Here is a 14336-nt window from a genome sequence, read left to right as displayed (position 1 = left end):
CGTCGCGCTGCGTAGCGTCCGGGGCACGACCGAGAGGGTATCGATGACCGACCAAACCACCGTCAAACTCCGTTTCAACAACTCCGAACTCTGGGGCGGCTTGATCGGGCTCGCGCTGGGCGGCTTCGTGATCTGGCAGGGCGTTAGGCTCAAGCTCGGCACCATCAACGATCCCGGCTCCGGCTACGTACTGTTCTACACGGGCATTCTGATGTGCGTGTTCGCGGCCAGCATTATCATCTCGGCCATCACCGAGGGCGGGCCGACGCTGGCTTCGCGCTGGGACAATGTGAGCTGGAGCAAGCCGCTTCTCGTCATCGCCTGCCTCACTGCGTTCTCCTTTGCCCTCGAGCCGCTGGGATTCCTGCTGTCATCGATTCCGCTCATGTTGCTTTTGCTGCGCTTGATCGATCCCGTGCGTTGGACGCTGGCGATCCCGATCGCCGCGCTGGTGCCGCTCGGAATGTGGTGGGTACTCAAGCGGCTGCTGCTGATCCAGCTACCCTCGGGCCTGTTCGGGATCGGTTGATCGCATGGATACGCTCGTCAACGTCGCGCACGGGTTTGGCGTCGCGCTCCTGCCGATCAACCTGCTCTACTGTTTCATCGGCGTCTTCATCGGTACGCTGGTCGGTGTACTGCCAGGCATCGGGCCGATCTCGGCGATGTCTCTGTTGCTTCCGGTGACACTGTCAGGAACGCCGGAATCCGGCATCATCATGATGGCGGGGATCTATTACGGCTCGATGTATGGTGGCTCGACCACTTCGATCCTGGTCAATATCCCGGGCGAGGCGGCTTCAGTCGTGACCTGTATTGACGGCCACCAGATGGCGAAGCAGGGCCGTGCCGGCCCTGCGCTGGGCATCTCCGCCTTCGGCTCCTTCATCGCCGGCACATTTTCGCTCGTTGCGCTGATGCTGGTGGCACCTCGGCTCGCCAACATCGCCATCGCGTTTGGCCCTGCCGAATATTTTAGCCTGATGGTGCTCGGCCTCATCGTGCTCACGTTCCTCACTCAGGGATCAATGCCGAAGGCGCTCCTGATGGCATGTATCGGCGTCGTGCTCGGACTGATCGGCCTCGACAGCATCACGGCGCAGCCGCGGCTGACGTTCGGCCGCATGGAGCTGATCGACGGCATCGGACTCGTGCCCGTCGTGATGGGCCTGTTCGGCGTCGCCGAGGTGCTGCTCAATACCGAGCAGGCGATCAAACGCGATATCGTCAACGCCAGGATCACGCAGTTGCTGCCCAGCAAGGCCGATTGGCAGGCGAGCGCCGGCCCGGTGGCTCGCGGCACGTTCCTCGGCTTCCTGCTCGGCATTCTCCCGGGCGGCGGCGCCGTGGTCGCCTCGTTCGCGTCCTATGCCCTGGAGAAGCGGCTGTCGAAAACGCCGGAGCGTTTCGGCCATGGCGCGATCGAGGGCGTAGCGGGTCCCGAATCCGCCAACAACGCGGCGGCCGGAGGCGCTTTCATTCCGCTGATGACCTTGGGCATCCCCCCGAACGTGGTAATGGCGCTACTGCTCGGCGCTTTCGTCATCCATGGCCTGCAACCGGGGCCGCTGCTGATCACGCAAAACCCCGGCCTGTTCTGGGGCATCGTCGCCAGCATGTATATCGGCAACGTCATGCTGCTGATCCTCAATTTGCCGCTGATCGGCATGTGGGTGCAGCTGCTCAAGCTGCCCTACAACATCCTGTTCCCGCTGATCATCCTGTTCACGATCCTGGGCGTCTATTGCTCGAGCAACAACGTGTTCGACGTCTACGTGATGATCGCGTTCGGGATCATCGGCTATTTCATGCGCAAGCTCGGCTTCGAGCCCGCGCCGCTGGTGCTGGCGTTCGTGCTGGGACCGATGATGGAGAACAATCTGCGCAAGTCGCTGATCCTGTCGCAGGGCGACCTCTGGACCTTCGTGCAGCGCCCGATCTCGGCAGCGTGTCTGGCGCTCGCGCTGGTGCTGCTGATAGCGCCGTTATTGCCCGCGTTGCGCAAGAAGCGCGAGCTCGTGGCGCTGGATGAGGGCGCGTGAGGGTTTGGCAGGGTGTCTCAGCTTGCCGCGGGCAGCACGCTATCCGGCGGCGCGCCCCAAGGGCGGTCGGCTGAGGCGAGCCCGATCAGGCGGCCCTGGATGTAGTCGCAGCCCCAGTCGCGCAGCATGTTCGCAGCTTCTTCGTCCTGCACCCATTCGGCCACCGTCTTGATGTCGAGGCGGCGGGCGAGGTCGATCAAGGTCTGCACGAAGGCGCGGTCGTCGGCGGAGCGAGTGATGTTCTGTACGAACGCGCCGTCGATCTTCACGATGTCCACGCCGAGCTTGCGCAGATTGCGGAACGAGGTGTAGCCGGCACCGAAATCGTCGATGGCGATGCGACTGCCGAAATTCTTCAGCCGGGTGACGAAGCCGCGCACATCGTCGATGTCCTGGATCGCGACGGTTTCGGTGATCTCGACGATCAGCCGCTCGGCGACGCCGGGATGGGCGCGCATGAGCGATTCGATTCCGGCCCACCAATCCGGATCCATGGTCGTGTCCGGCGAGATGTTGAGGCTGAGGCAGATGTCGGGCGCGGCGGCGAGCTCGGCGACCACGAGCTCGAGCACGCGGTGATCGACCAGGCGGATCAGGCCGAGCCGTTCCGCGACCGGCACGATGTCGGGCGCGAGCAGCACCTGGCCGTCGCCCTGGTCCATCCGCACCAGGCATTCGTGAAAAGCGCACTCGCGCGAGAGGGCGGCAACCACCGGCTCATAGGCGAGCTTGATGCGGCGCTCATTCAATGCGGTGACGATCTCGTCGGTGACGCGGATGTTGACGCGGCGCTGGGCGTCGCGCGCGGCATCCGGGCGCCAGGCTGCGAACGAGCCGACTCGGCGTTGTTTCGCGGTGTCCAGGGTCTCGTGGGCGCGATTGACGGCTTCATCGGTGTTGCGGGCATAGCGCGGCACGCTGACCGCGCCGATCGAGGCGGTGACCGACACCGGGCCGGATTTGGTCGGCACCACCTCGTCGCGGATGCCGGCGAGGAAGCGCTCGGCGGCGACGTTCATGTCGTCGACGGTGCAGTTCTTCAGGATCAGGCCGAACTTGTTGCCGGAGAAGCGGCCGAGCACGTCGCCCCCGCGCAAGCGCGCGCGAATGCGCGTGGCGACGTCGAGGATCACGGCGTCGGCAACGTCGAAGCCGAAGGCTTCGTTGACACGCGCGAGATGATCGATGCCGACCAGCATGAAGGCCGCGGTCGAGCGGAAACGGGTCGTCTCCTCGATGGCCTCGGCCAGCGCGGCGATCAGATGCGAGCGATTGAGCTCGCCGGTCAGCGGATCAAGCCGGGCGAGCTTCGTCAGTTCCTCGTCGCGGGCATGGCGTTCATTGTTGATGCGGACGGAGCCGATCGCACGCACGGGGCGGCCGTCGGGGCCGGCGAACCACCGGCCGGTCTCCTCGATCCAGACCATGGGATCGGCGGCGCTCATGCGCACGCCGTACTCGACCCGGTAGGGCGTGCCGTCGGCGCCATGCACGGCTGAGGTCTGCGCCAGCGCGGCGGTCCGCAGCGATTGCGCGGGCTCGATCAGCTTTGCGAATTCGGCGCCGGTGGCCAGCCGTTCGGTGGGAATCCCGGGGAAGATGGCGCCGACCTGCTCACCCCAGACGATGGCATCGCTGGCGATGTCCCAGGCGAACACGGCCTGGCCAAGGGCAGCCAGGATGTCGGAGGCTTGCGGCAATGCGGGGGTCAAAATCGCCTCGTTTCGGGACAGCGGGGAGTCCTGAGTCGGCACAGGATAAAGCCAGATTCGCCATTGACCCTAGGCAAAGTTGATAAACAATTTGGAAACCACGTTTGTTCTCGTGCAGGAACCAAACCGGCCCGTCCGGCATAGGCCTTGCGAGTACATCACACGCACCGGCGCCAGCGTCTCGAAACGCGACAATCCAAGCCGGGTCAACGGTGATCGCGATGTTGAGTACTGATCAAGTGGACGTGGCGGACAACGGCACAGGCTCGGCTGTGGTGCCGCTGATGCCGGTTTTGCAGTGGGTCCACAAGGCACCGCTGCCGCGCCCCGATCCGAGCTTCGTCGCCCAGCTCATCGCCAATGCCGAGCACCTGCCCCAGGCGAGCCGACTTCGCCGCGTTTCTTCCGAGGATGCGCAGGTCGCCTATGGCAGCAAGCGCCCGCTTCCGAGCGTGACCGCGCGCACGCGCCAGGTGGCTTGAATCAGCGCGGCGCGTCGGGAGACGGCTGGGTGCCGTTGCCCGGCTGCAAATGCGGCGAGGGAATTTCCGGCGAGGGCGTACTCACAGGCTTTGGCGCGGGATGATCCATCAGTACGGATTCGGCGACCGATTGCGCGGAAGGCGCGGATGCGGGCGGCGCAACGACCGGCTCGAACTTGGGCTCGAACGTCCCGTCATCCGCCGGCGTCTCGGCCTGGCGCCTGGCCTTGCGAGGCGCCGGCACTGTCGTTTCGGCGACATAGGCGACGCGGCGGCGGGTGCGCTGGGCGATGCCGCCGAGGAAATCGGCCATCGCCAGCAGCACCAGAAGGAAATAGGTGGAGTTGCCGAATTTGGGCCACATCACGAATTCGGCCGCAGCCGCGCCGAACACAATCAGCGACAGCAAATGATCCATCAGGAATTTCGACCCGGGCCGCGCGCCCTTGACTACCTCGAGCAGCAGCAGCACGACACCTAGCGCGAGCATCACGTCGGCAAGCGTGACCGGCCAGGCCTCGCCCGTGATCATCGGCACCCTGAACAGCACGTCCGTAAAGGACACGCTGGGCATCAGGAAGGCGATGATGTTGTAGACCGCAAGCGGGATCAGGAGCAGCGGGAAACCGACCATCGGCGAAATGCCTTCTCGATCAAGAAATCCAGACAGGACAATGCGGCGGCGAAGCATTCGCTCCGCCGCCGTCACTGTCATATCTCATGGATTGGCCGAAATCAGGCAGGCGAAATCATCCTGCCTGGGAAAGGTCCTGAATTCAGGACTCTTTCTTCTTCAGGACCTGACGGCCCTTGTACATGCCGGTCTTGAGGTCGAGATGATGCGGACGACGGAGCTCGCCGGAGTCCTTGTCTTCCACATAGGTCGGCTTCTTGATGGCGTCAGCCGAGCGGCGCATGCCGCGGCGCGACGGCGAGGTTTTTCTTCTCGGAACGGCCATTTCAGTATCCTCTAGGGATTGGTGTCATCAGGGCATCGTCCGCGAGGGGACGGCTCAGCACCCGCAAACCGAGGCGAGCTGAATGCCGGTCAAGGCCGGGCTTATAGAGGAAGGCCTGCCTTAAATCTAGGGCTCTGGGCCGGAAAATGCGCCCGAAAAGGACCGGAAATCAGCGATTCTCCCGCCAGCAGGTCGAAAGCGAGCTGGCCTGCGCCCTCGCCACATAGGTCCCGGCCAGCCGCCGGACACCCGGTCCCGGCGTCCTGGCGCTGCGTTTGACCGGATTCGGCAGGATCGAGGCCAGAAGCGCCGCCTCCCGGGGGGAGAGGTTCGCCGCCGATTTGCCGAAGGCATAGGCGCTGCCCGCCTCGGCCCCAAACTGGCCCTGTGGTCCCAGCTCAGCGATGTTGAGGTAAATCTCCAGGATCCGTGCCTTGGGCAGCACGAGATCGATCCACAGCGCCAGCGGGAATTCCAGCGCCTTGCGGACGAAGTCCCGCCCCTGCCAGAGGAACAGGTTTTTCGCCACCTGCTGGGTGATGGTGGACGCGCCCCGGAACGGGGTGCCGTCCTCCCGGGCATCGTCGACCGCCTCACGCAGCGCCCCCCAGTCGATACCGTGATGCTTGCAGAAATGGGCGTCCTCGGCCGCCACCACCGAGCGTGGCAGCGAGGGCGACATCGCCGCCAGATCGATCCATTCCCGCTGCATCGGCGCACCCCGAAGCGAGCGCCAGATCATCAGCGTCGAAACGGGATGGCCGGCGCGGTAGAACGGCGCGACGACATAGGGCGCGAGAACCGCGACCGCGAGCACCAGGAGAAGGATTTTGACGACGCGCAAATCAACCTTTCCGGCGCAGAACGAAACGCGGCCACGGGCCCGGCATTAAGTCTGTGATAATTCGGGCCTTTTCCAGCACTTTTTAGGCCTTCCAAACGATTGACTGAGGCGGGCGCATAAAGGATTGTCCCGCCGAATTTTGGTTCTGGAGCCCTTCTTGATGACCGGCACGTCCCCGTCCGATTTCGCCAAACGTCTGGACAAGACCGCTGATGACACCGAGGCGCTGCTCGGGCGCCTGCTGTCGGACGACATCCTGCCCGATGAGATCGCCCGGCCCAAGCGACTGATGGACGCAATGCGCTATTCGAGCCTCAACGGCGGCAAGCGCCTGCGGCCCTTCCTGGTGGTCGAGAGCGCGGCCGTGTTCGGCGTGCCGCGCGAAGCCGCGCTGCTCGTCGGTGCGGCGCTCGAATGCATCCACTGCTACTCGCTGATCCACGACGATCTGCCGGCGATGGACAATTCGGACCTGCGCCGCGGCCGTCCGACCTTGCACAAGAAGACCGACGACGCGACCGCGATCCTCGCCGGTGACGGCCTCCTGACGCTCGCCTTCGACATCATCACCCGCGACGAGATCCATCGCGACGCCAATGTCAGGCTTTTGCTGACCCGCGCACTGGCGCGCTGCGCCGGCATCGGCGGCATGGTCGGCGGCCAGATTCTCGACCTTGCCGGCGAAGGCCGCTTTGGCGGCAACGAGCCGATCGACGTCGCCCGCATTCAGCAGATGAAGACCGGCGCGCTGCTGCGCTACGGCTGCATCGCCGGCGCGATCCTCGGCCAGGCCTCGCAAAAGGAATATCAGGCGCTCGACGATTACGGCCGCGCGCTCGGTGAAGCCTTCCAGATCGCCGACGATCTGCTCGACGTCGAAGGCGATGCCGCCGCGCTCGGCAAGCCTGCCGGCGCCGATGCAGCTCTCGGCAAGACCACCTTTGTCACCCAGCTCGGCATCGAAGGCGCCAAGCAGCGCGTGCGCGACCTGCTCGCGCGCGCCGACAGCGCGGTCTCGATTTTCGGCGATCGCGCCGCCGTGCTGCAAGCGGCTGCGCGGTTCGTGGCCGAACGGAAGAGCTGATAGCGCGATGGCGGGCGGCAACAAGGAAGACCCCGCCCTCGCCCGCTTTCGCAAGATGTCGCGGCCAATGCGGCTGATTTATGCGCGTCCGCGGACGTTCATGTCGCTTGCCGTTGGTATTCTCGTCTGCCTGCTCATCCCGGGTTCGCACCGGCTGGTCACGCGGCTTCTGTTCGGCTGGGATGCGTTGATCGCCGTTTATCTGGTGCTGGTCTACGCGATGATGCTGTGCAACGACCACCAGCACATCCGCCGCGCCGCAGCGATGCAGGACGACGGTCGCTTCGTTATCCTGCTGGTGACGGCGATCGGCGCCTTCGCCAGCATCGCCGCGATCGTCTCGGAGCTTGGAACGCCGCATCGCGGCGTCCTAGAGCTGAGCATCGCAATCACCACCATCGTATTGTCATGGGCCGCCGTGCACACGATCTTCGCCCTGCATTACGCGCATGATTATTACCGGCACGCCACGCCGGGCGGCCTTCAGTTTCCCAGCGGCGACAAGGAAGACCACGCGGATTATTGGGACTTCGTCTACTTCTCGTTCGTGATCGGCATGACCGCGCAGGTCTCCGATGTCGGCATCTCCGACAAGACCATCCGCCGCACCGCCACCGCACACGGCATCGTCTCATTCATCTACAACACGGCCTTGCTGGCGCTGACCGTCAACATCGCGGCCAGCGCGATCTCAACTTGAACTCACTTCCGCAATCCTAATTACAGACCTCGGCATTGGCATCATTGCCGGGGCCGCCGCCGCCGCGATATTCGAGATGGCAGCCGCGGTTGACCGGACGGCAGCCGCCGCTATTGCAGAATAGCTGTCCGCCACTCGAGGGGCGGCTGGCGCCAGCGGCAGCAGCAATGCCGGCAGCGCCGCCAAAGCCGCCAGCTGCTCCGGCAGCTTCACCGCCGGCTTGACGACGCTGCCGTGCGGGACGCTCGTCGCCGTCGTCACGCTTTGCAGTCGCAGGCTTGGCGGGCCTGGCGGCACGCTGCTTCTCGCACTCGTTGTCGTCGTTGAGCGCATAGCCATCACGGCAAACGATCCTGGTGCACTTGTCGCCGTCGGCCTTGAAGCCGTGCTCGCAAACCAGCGGACAGACGCGCGACTGTTTCGACTTGACCGTGTCGAGTGCATCGGTGCTCGCCACCTTCACGTCGAGCTTGGTGCCGGCATAACGGTTGAACTGCGACAACGAGCGCTGTGCGGACGGGGTCCAGTTGCCGTCGGCGGCGCCGGAGAAGCAGCCGACGCGGCCGAGCTCGGTCTGCACCGAGCGGCTGAGATCGGCCGGCGCGATGGCCGGCGTCAGCGACGCGACGTTGGTGCCGACGGGGCTCGCCGCGCTGGCGGGTGCTGCACTTGGCGCCGCGGCGGCGAGATTGACGCGCTGCTGCTCGGCGGCGGCCGCCTGCTGCTGCGCCTGCTCCTTGGCCTTTTGCGCGGCAAGCTGAACCTGCTCGGCGGCCTTCGCATCGGCGGCTGCCTTGGCCTGCGTATCCTTCTGCGCGCCAACCGCGGCAAGACGATCGCGCTCGGCCTCGGCCTGTTTCGCCTTCTCGGTGGCCGCCGCATGAGCCTGCTCGGCGCCGATTTTTTCGAGCTGAAGCTTGGCAAGGCTCGCATAGAAGCCGTCGGAATGCTGGGCAAGGAACGCCTCCCATGCCGGCCTGTTGCCGACCTGGAGCGCGAGCTCGTAATCGCGGCGGATGTCGGCCTGAGGGTTCGGCGCGGGCGCAGCGGCAGCCGCAGCGGTCGCCTTGACCGGCACCAGCGGCACGTCTTCGCCGCCGAGCGAGCCATAGACGAACGGCTCCTGCTTGTTACCTGTCGACTTGAGCACGTCGTCGCGCACGAAGCCGAAGGCGCGGCGGACGTCGAGGCCGGGCGTCGTCAGATGCTTCGACAGCGCCACGGTGAAGGGGCTGTTCGCACCGTCGCCATCCTGCGCTGTGAAGCCGGCCTTGGCCGAGTAGGCGATCAGCGTGTTGGAGCTGGTCGGCTCGACCTGGGCGAGGCCGCGGCCGATGCCGCGCGAGGCGACCGTGCGCTTCATGGTCTTGCCGAACGGATTGTCACGACAGGCATCCAGGATCACCAGGCGAAGCTGCTTGGCCGGTTCGACCGCAACCAGGACGCGGTCGAGGGAGAGCGCCTCGTCAAAGACGTCGGTGTCACGCTCCAGCTTGGCGTCGACAGGGATCAGATAGTTCGAGCCTTCGACTTCGATGCCGTGGCCGGCATAATAGACTACGGCGATATCGGCATCGCGGGTCCCGTCGGCGAATTCGCGCAGCACACGCCGGGTTTCCTGCGCCGTCAGATCGCGCCGGGAATCGACGATGTCGAACCCGGCCTCCTTCAGCGTCCTGGCCATCACCGAACCGTCATTGACGGGGTTCGTAAGCGACGGCGCATGCTGATAGGCGGAGTTGGCGATCACCAGCGCGACGCGCTTCCCGGCGAAAGCGGGCCCGGTGCCGAATAGCAGCGCGACGACGAGGAGAAGTGGGCAAAGTCTGAGCAATTGGCGCATGGCACGGCTTCCGAGTTCAGGGCAGTTCGAGCCCCTTTGGGACGGCTTTAGCAGGGTCCGTCGCGGACGCTTGTGACGGAGGTCACGAAGGTGGCGCCGGCGGCGGGCCGAAAGACCCCTTTTGTTTGTCGCGCCAGTCCGGCCGCGGTTCGCCGCGAAACAGGTGCGCAGCAGGTTCCCTCAGGCATCCCCGATGTGGCCCCGATATTGAGGCAGATTGTCCGTAATCTCGTGCCAGGGCGCCTTCGAGCCCACAAAGATGTGGGCGCTCGGTCGGATGGAGGGGACATCGACCAGGGTTCCCATGGCGACATGGACCCATTTTCCCTCGCGCACCCGGGAATAAAGCAGCGAGCCGCAGCGGGCGCAGTGGGCGTCGTGGGTGGTGTCGTCACCGTAAATGGTGCGCTGGTCCTCCCCTCTGATGATGCGGAGCTTGCTCTGCTCGATGCCGGCGAACGGCTTGAAGGCGGCGCCCGTGGTGCGGCGGCAATCCGAGCAGTGGCAGTTCATCGCATAGGAGAACGCGTCCGCCACCTCGTAGCGCACGGTGCGGCAGTAGCATTCGCCGATCAGGAAGGAAGCGTTCGAATTCTCTGATCCGGTCATCACAGCGTCCTTGCGCCAATGGTACGGACACCATAGCGCATTTTGACGTGTACGACTAAGTTCGCCCTGAGCCATCATTCAAAGGGATGACCATGAGCCAGAACCGTTCGAGCGTCGAAGCCGTCGTGCAATCTTACTTCGACGGACTTTACGAGGGCGATGCCGAAAAACTCGGCGCCATCTTCCACCCCTCCGCCGATTTGCGCTGGGTCGAGAAGGGCGAGCTGCAGGTGCTGACCGTGCCGGACTGGCTCGACCGCGTGCGCAAGCGTCCCTCCGGCAAGGCCGAAGGCAAGGCGCGCGAGGATTTCATCGTCACCATCGACCGTTCGGACGACAAGACCGCCTTCATCAAGGTCCGGTGCCAATTGCCGCCGCGTTTTTTCACCGACTATCTGGTGGCGATGAAGCTCGCCGACGGCTGGCAGATCGTGTCGAAGTCTTATCGGTATGACCTGCGGGAGTGAGGGGCGCGACCTTCCGCTGCCCGAAATCGGGCGCACTCGTCCCACATCCTCCGTCGTTGCGAGCACAGCGAAGCAATGACGATGCGGATGGAGTGCATGCCGCATCTCCACCCCGCCCCGTCTCGCCCAAGAGTTCCCCATGCTTCTCGACCGCCGTTCGCTGCTCGCCTCGCTGTGCTGGATGGCCGCCTCCCCTGCGCTCGCCGCGGACGCGCAGCCTGAGCTCGAAACCTATGAGCGCGAGAGTGGCGGCCGGATCGGGGTCTATGCCGAAAACCTCGCGACCGGCGCAAAGCTCGCCTGGCGCGCTGACGAACGGTTCGTCATGTGCTCGACATTCAAGGCTTCGCTGGCGGCTTGCGTCCTGGCGCGGGTCGATGGTGGCGAGGATCAGCTTGCGGCCATGATCCCGTACGGCAAGGCCGACCTGCTGGAGTACGCACCGGTCGCCAGGCAGAACATTGCCGCCGGCGCAATGTCGGTCACCGAGATGTGCAAGGCGATCGTCGAGCTCAGCGACAACACCTGCGCCAATTTGCTGTTGGCACGGATCGGCGGCCCCGCCGCGCTCACGGCATTCTGGCGCTCACTCGGCGACACCACCTCGCGGCTCGACCACAATGAGCCCGAGCTCAACCGCTCACCGCCCGGTGATCCCCACGACACCACGACGCCGGCGGCGATGGCAGGCAATCTGCGCCGGCTGCTCACGGGCGAGGCGCTGTCGGCCACCTCGCGCGCACAGCTCACGGAGTGGCTGGTGGGTTGCAAGACCGGCGCGAACCGGCTGCGTGGCGGGCTCCCCGCAAGCTGGAAGATCGGCGACAAGACCGGCAACAACGGCAAGGACGCCTCCGGCGACATCGCGGTGGCCTGGCCCAAAATCGACACGAAGCCGGATGCGCCGATCCTGATCGCGGCCTATACCCAGGGCGGCACGCCGAGCGCGGCGCAGATCGAAGCCGTGTTCGCACGCATCGGCCGCATGGTGGCCGAGCGGCTTGCGTAAGCCGCACGCATTGACGTTGCGGCCGCTTCCGGGTGAAGACAGATCATCATGGAAGCGAAATTTCAGACCTTTCTCATCCTGCTCGCCGTGCTGGCGGGCACCGCGCTTGTCGCCCGCCGCTTCAACATCGCGCCTGCCATTCTGCTGATGCTCTCTGGCGTCGGCCTCGCCTTCGTGCCGGGCATGCCGCCGGTCGAACTGCCGCCGGAGCTGGTGCTGCTGATGGTGCTGCCGCCGCTGATCTACTCGGCAAGCGTCGCGATGAGCTGGCGCGAGTTCAAAAAGAATCTTCGCCCCATTGTGATGCTCGCGGTCGGCGCGGTGATCTTCACCACAGCACTGGTCGCAACCGCCACCCACTATTTGATCGGCCTGCCCTGGACTATCGGCTTCCTGCTCGGCGCCATCGTGGCGCCGCCCGACGTGGTAGCGCCGCTCGCGATCGCGCGCCGGCTGCATTTGCCGCGCAGACTCATGGTCATCCTCGAAGGCGAAGGGCTCGCGAATGACGCCACCGCGCTGATTCTCTACCGCTTCGCGCTCGCCGCAATCATGGTCGGGTTTTTCTCGCTGCCTCTGGCAGGCGGCGAGTTCTTGCTCATCGTCGCCGGCGAGATCGCCTTCGGCATCGGTGTCGGCTGGCTCTCCCTGCGGTTCCGCAAATGGTCGGGGGACCCGCAGGTCGAGCTGACACTCTCGCTGATCACGCCCTACGTCTCCTACTGGCTGCCCGAGCATCTCGGCGGCTCCGGCGTGATCGCCACCGTCGCCTGCGGCCTCTATGTCAGCTGGAACGGCCCGCTGCTGATCTCGGCATCAACGCGCCTGCAAGGAATCTTCTTCTGGGACCTCGTGATCTATCTGATCGAGGGCTTGCTGTTCCTGCTCACGGGGTTCCAGATGCGCGCGCTCTACGAGAAGTCGAAGGCGTTCCCGCTCGACGACATCATGATCGCGACGGCCGTGGTGCTGGCGGTCGTCGTGATCGCACGCTTCGCCTGGCTCTATCCCGCGACCTATCTGCCGCGGATGCTCAGCAAGTCGCTGCGCGCGCGCGATCCGTCACCACCATGGCAATGGCCGTTCGTGCTTGCGTTCACCGGCGTGCGCGGCGCGGTGTCGCTGGCGGCGGCGCTGGCGCTGCCGTTCACGCTTCCGGGCGGCGCGGCCTTTCCGTTTCGCGACCTGATCCTGTTCGTCGCCTTCGGTGTCATCTTCATCACACTGATCGGCGTCGGCCTCACGCTGCCCCCGGTGGTGCGTTGGCTCGGCGTCGCGGAAGCCGGTCGCAACGAGCATGTCGCCGAGCACGAGGCCGAGATCGCGGCACGGCGCCAAGCCCTCGATGCTGCCCTGAAGTCGCTCGACGTGCTGACCGAGGAGAAGGACGTGTCGGACGAGGTGATGCGGCTCCTGCGCGCGCGTCACGAGATCCGGGTCAACCAGCTGCCCGATTCGCTCGATCCCACCCACCACGACGTCTCAGCCGCCGGCACCGCCTTGACCCGCGACCTGATCGCCGCCGAGCGCAAATTCATCCACGAGCTGCTGCGCGACGGCCAGATCACCGACGAGACGCGCCGGAGGATCGAGCGGGATCTGGACCTGGAGGAGGCGAGTTTGGCGAACCGGGAGTATCGGGGCGGGCCGCTGTAGCTCCTCGTCATTGCGAGCGTAGCGAAGCAATCCAGAATCTTTCCGCTGCGGTAGCCTGGATTGCTTCGCTACGCTCGCAATGACGGCTGTTGAAGCGGCGGCGCAAACTACCGCCTATCGCAAAATTCCCTCATCGCCGCCGCCACGGCCCCCGCAATGATCCCCTGCCGCTCCGGCGAGTTCATCGCCATTTCCTCGTCGCGGTTGATGATCGAGCCCGCCTCGAGCAACACGGCCGCGCTCCGCGTCTGCGACAGCACGACGAGCCCGTCATAGCGGTAGACGCCGACATCCTTGTCGAGCAATTGGCGCCGGTAGCGGCCCATCACCGGCAGGGCATATTGGCCGGCATAATGCAGGTCCTGATCCTTTAGCTGCCGGCCGATCATCCGGGCCAACATCAGGCTCGCAGCGTAGTGCGGATTCCGCTGCGAGACGAACAGAGAGTGGCCCGAAAAGCGGTCGCTGAAATAGCTGTTCGCGCCGTCGAACTCCCAGGTCTCGATCAGCTTGTCCGGCACCGAATCGTGATGGATCGACAGGAAGAGATCGGCCCGGGCGTCATTCGCGGTGCTGACGCGTTTGAGCAGGCTCGGCCGCGCCTTGCCGGCCGTGACGAGCAGGCGGGCCGCGGCAAAGCCTTCGGCTTTGAGCTTCGCCGTGATCAGACTTGCAAGCCGGAAGTTGAAGCCGAACTCCGTGTCGTTGCGTGCGCTCAACGCGCCGTAGGAGTCCGGGGTGTGCCCGACATCCACGACGATCCGGAATTTCGACATCTCACATTTGACCGGCGCATGCGGCTGCTTGGGCTTCACGATTTTTCGCGCGATAGCAGCATGACCGGTGCCTGCAAGCGCCAGCGACCATAGCAAGATCGACGCGACCAGCGTCGAGACGAGACTTGCGATGATGCTGCGCGGCTGCCCCAA

Annotated in this window: 15 protein-coding genes; 8 read left to right on the top strand and 7 right to left on the bottom strand. The window is 65.1% G+C overall.

The genetic code is table 11. The annotated features are described in order from the left end of the window. Positions 1 to 43 precede the first annotated feature (43 nt). Both IVB41_RS03210 and IVB41_RS03205 read left to right on the top strand, forming a co-directional pair. Positions 44 to 529: a tripartite tricarboxylate transporter TctB family protein gene (locus IVB41_RS03210; protein ID WP_247426581.1), complete on the top strand. Its 486-nt coding sequence runs from the start codon at positions 44 to 46 to the stop codon at positions 527 to 529. Positions 530 to 533: 4 nt separating this feature from the next. Beyond that, positions 534 to 2042, top strand: coding sequence for a tripartite tricarboxylate transporter permease (locus IVB41_RS03205; protein ID WP_247285215.1), 1509 nt, complete (start codon positions 534 to 536; stop codon positions 2040 to 2042). A 17-nt stretch (positions 2043 to 2059) separates the two neighbouring features. On the opposite strand, the gene IVB41_RS03200 is transcribed toward IVB41_RS03205, so the two are convergent. Continuing rightward, positions 2060 to 3754: a bifunctional diguanylate cyclase/phosphodiesterase gene (locus IVB41_RS03200; protein ID WP_247426578.1), complete on the bottom strand. Its 1695-nt coding sequence runs from the start codon at positions 3752 to 3754 to the stop codon at positions 2060 to 2062. 221 nt (positions 3755 to 3975) lie between these two features. On the opposite strand from IVB41_RS03200, the gene IVB41_RS03195 reads away from it, so the two are divergent. Then, complete coding sequence (locus IVB41_RS03195) at positions 3976 to 4236, top strand: hypothetical protein (protein ID WP_247285467.1); 261 nt, start codon at positions 3976 to 3978, stop codon at positions 4234 to 4236. A gap of 1 nt (position 4237) precedes the next feature. Here IVB41_RS03195 and IVB41_RS03190 read toward each other — a convergent pair whose 3' ends face one another. The 3 genes from IVB41_RS03190 to mtgA form a co-directional block, all read right to left on the bottom strand. Continuing rightward, positions 4238 to 4870, bottom strand: coding sequence for a hypothetical protein (locus tag IVB41_RS03190; RefSeq protein ID WP_247285213.1), 633 nt, complete (start codon positions 4868 to 4870; stop codon positions 4238 to 4240). 142 nt (positions 4871 to 5012) lie between these two features. Continuing rightward, entirely contained in the window at positions 5013 to 5195 is a 183-nt protein-coding gene (gene rpmF, locus IVB41_RS03185; RefSeq protein ID WP_007598106.1) for a 50S ribosomal protein L32, read from the bottom strand. Positions 5196 to 5364: 169 nt separating this feature from the next. Next, positions 5365 to 6039 carry a monofunctional biosynthetic peptidoglycan transglycosylase gene (mtgA, locus tag IVB41_RS03180; RefSeq protein ID WP_027566018.1) on the bottom strand — a complete coding sequence of 225 codons (675 nt, stop codon included), beginning with the start codon at positions 6037 to 6039 and terminating at the stop codon, positions 5365 to 5367. 160 nt (positions 6040 to 6199) lie between these two features. Between mtgA and IVB41_RS03175 the strand changes: the two genes are divergently transcribed. After that, positions 6200 to 7123, top strand: a complete 924-nt coding sequence (locus IVB41_RS03175) for a polyprenyl synthetase family protein (RefSeq protein ID WP_027566019.1) — start codon at positions 6200 to 6202, stop codon at positions 7121 to 7123. Positions 7124 to 7130: 7 nt separating this feature from the next. Further along, positions 7131 to 7823: a DUF1345 domain-containing protein gene (locus IVB41_RS03170; RefSeq protein ID WP_027566020.1), complete on the top strand. Its 693-nt coding sequence runs from the start codon at positions 7131 to 7133 to the stop codon at positions 7821 to 7823. Positions 7824 to 7839: 16 nt separating this feature from the next. Here the strand turns inward: IVB41_RS03170 and IVB41_RS03165 are convergent, their stop codons facing one another. Together IVB41_RS03165 and IVB41_RS03160 are read right to left on the bottom strand one after the other, a co-directional pair. Then, positions 7840 to 9666, bottom strand: coding sequence for a caspase family protein (locus tag IVB41_RS03165; protein ID WP_247426574.1), 1827 nt, complete (start codon positions 9664 to 9666; stop codon positions 7840 to 7842). 180 nt (positions 9667 to 9846) lie between these two features. Next, entirely contained in the window at positions 9847 to 10275 is a 429-nt protein-coding gene (locus IVB41_RS03160) for a GFA family protein (protein WP_247285209.1), read from the bottom strand. Between the two features lie 92 nt (positions 10276 to 10367). On the opposite strand from IVB41_RS03160, the gene IVB41_RS03155 reads away from it, so the two are divergent. The 3 genes from IVB41_RS03155 (at position 10368) to IVB41_RS03145 (ending at position 13407) form a co-directional block, all read left to right on the top strand. Then, a complete protein-coding gene (locus IVB41_RS03155; protein ID WP_106941496.1) occupies positions 10368 to 10742 on the top strand; it encodes a nuclear transport factor 2 family protein in 375 nt (124 codons plus the stop codon). A gap of 139 nt (positions 10743 to 10881) precedes the next feature. Beyond that, positions 10882 to 11751: a class A beta-lactamase gene (gene bla, locus IVB41_RS03150; protein ID WP_247426571.1), complete on the top strand. Its 870-nt coding sequence runs from the start codon at positions 10882 to 10884 to the stop codon at positions 11749 to 11751. Positions 11752 to 11799: 48 nt separating this feature from the next. After that, positions 11800 to 13407: a Na+/H+ antiporter gene (locus IVB41_RS03145; protein WP_247426568.1), complete on the top strand. Its 1608-nt coding sequence runs from the start codon at positions 11800 to 11802 to the stop codon at positions 13405 to 13407. A 107-nt stretch (positions 13408 to 13514) separates the two neighbouring features. On the opposite strand, the gene IVB41_RS03140 is transcribed toward IVB41_RS03145, so the two are convergent. After that, positions 13515 to 14336: an N-acetylmuramoyl-L-alanine amidase gene (locus IVB41_RS03140; protein WP_247426565.1), complete on the bottom strand. Its 822-nt coding sequence runs from the start codon at positions 14334 to 14336 to the stop codon at positions 13515 to 13517.

Origin of the sequence: Bradyrhizobium sp. 44, from assembly GCF_023073095.1 — a bacterium.
In the GTDB taxonomy this organism is placed as follows: Bacteria; Pseudomonadota; Alphaproteobacteria; order Rhizobiales; family Xanthobacteraceae; genus Bradyrhizobium.
The sequence above is the reverse complement of the archived record's forward strand: the minus strand, read 5'-3'. Positions and strand labels throughout refer to the sequence as shown.

Coding starts and splice junctions, on each gene's coding strand:
- IVB41_RS03210 (WP_247426581.1), top strand. CDS start 44: ATGACCGACCAAACCACCGTCAAACTCCGTTTCAACAACTCCGAACTC.
- IVB41_RS03205 (WP_247285215.1), top strand. CDS start 534: ATGGATACGCTCGTCAACGTCGCGCACGGGTTTGGCGTCGCGCTCCTG.
- IVB41_RS03195 (WP_247285467.1), top strand. CDS start 3,976: ATGTTGAGTACTGATCAAGTGGACGTGGCGGACAACGGCACAGGCTCG.
- IVB41_RS03190 (WP_247285213.1), bottom strand. CDS start 4,870: ATGGTCGGTTTCCCGCTGCTCCTGATCCCGCTTGCGGTCTACAACATC.
- rpmF (WP_007598106.1), bottom strand. CDS start 5,195: ATGGCCGTTCCGAGAAGAAAAACCTCGCCGTCGCGCCGCGGCATGCGC.
- IVB41_RS03175 (WP_027566019.1), top strand. CDS start 6,200: ATGACCGGCACGTCCCCGTCCGATTTCGCCAAACGTCTGGACAAGACC.
- IVB41_RS03170 (WP_027566020.1), top strand. CDS start 7,131: ATGGCGGGCGGCAACAAGGAAGACCCCGCCCTCGCCCGCTTTCGCAAG.
- IVB41_RS03165 (WP_247426574.1), bottom strand. CDS start 9,666: ATGCGCCAATTGCTCAGACTTTGCCCACTTCTCCTCGTCGTCGCGCTG.
- IVB41_RS03160 (WP_247285209.1), bottom strand. CDS start 10,275: ATGACCGGATCAGAGAATTCGAACGCTTCCTTCCTGATCGGCGAATGC.
- IVB41_RS03155 (WP_106941496.1), top strand. CDS start 10,368: ATGAGCCAGAACCGTTCGAGCGTCGAAGCCGTCGTGCAATCTTACTTC.
- bla (WP_247426571.1), top strand. CDS start 10,882: ATGCTTCTCGACCGCCGTTCGCTGCTCGCCTCGCTGTGCTGGATGGCC.
- IVB41_RS03145 (WP_247426568.1), top strand. CDS start 11,800: ATGGAAGCGAAATTTCAGACCTTTCTCATCCTGCTCGCCGTGCTGGCG.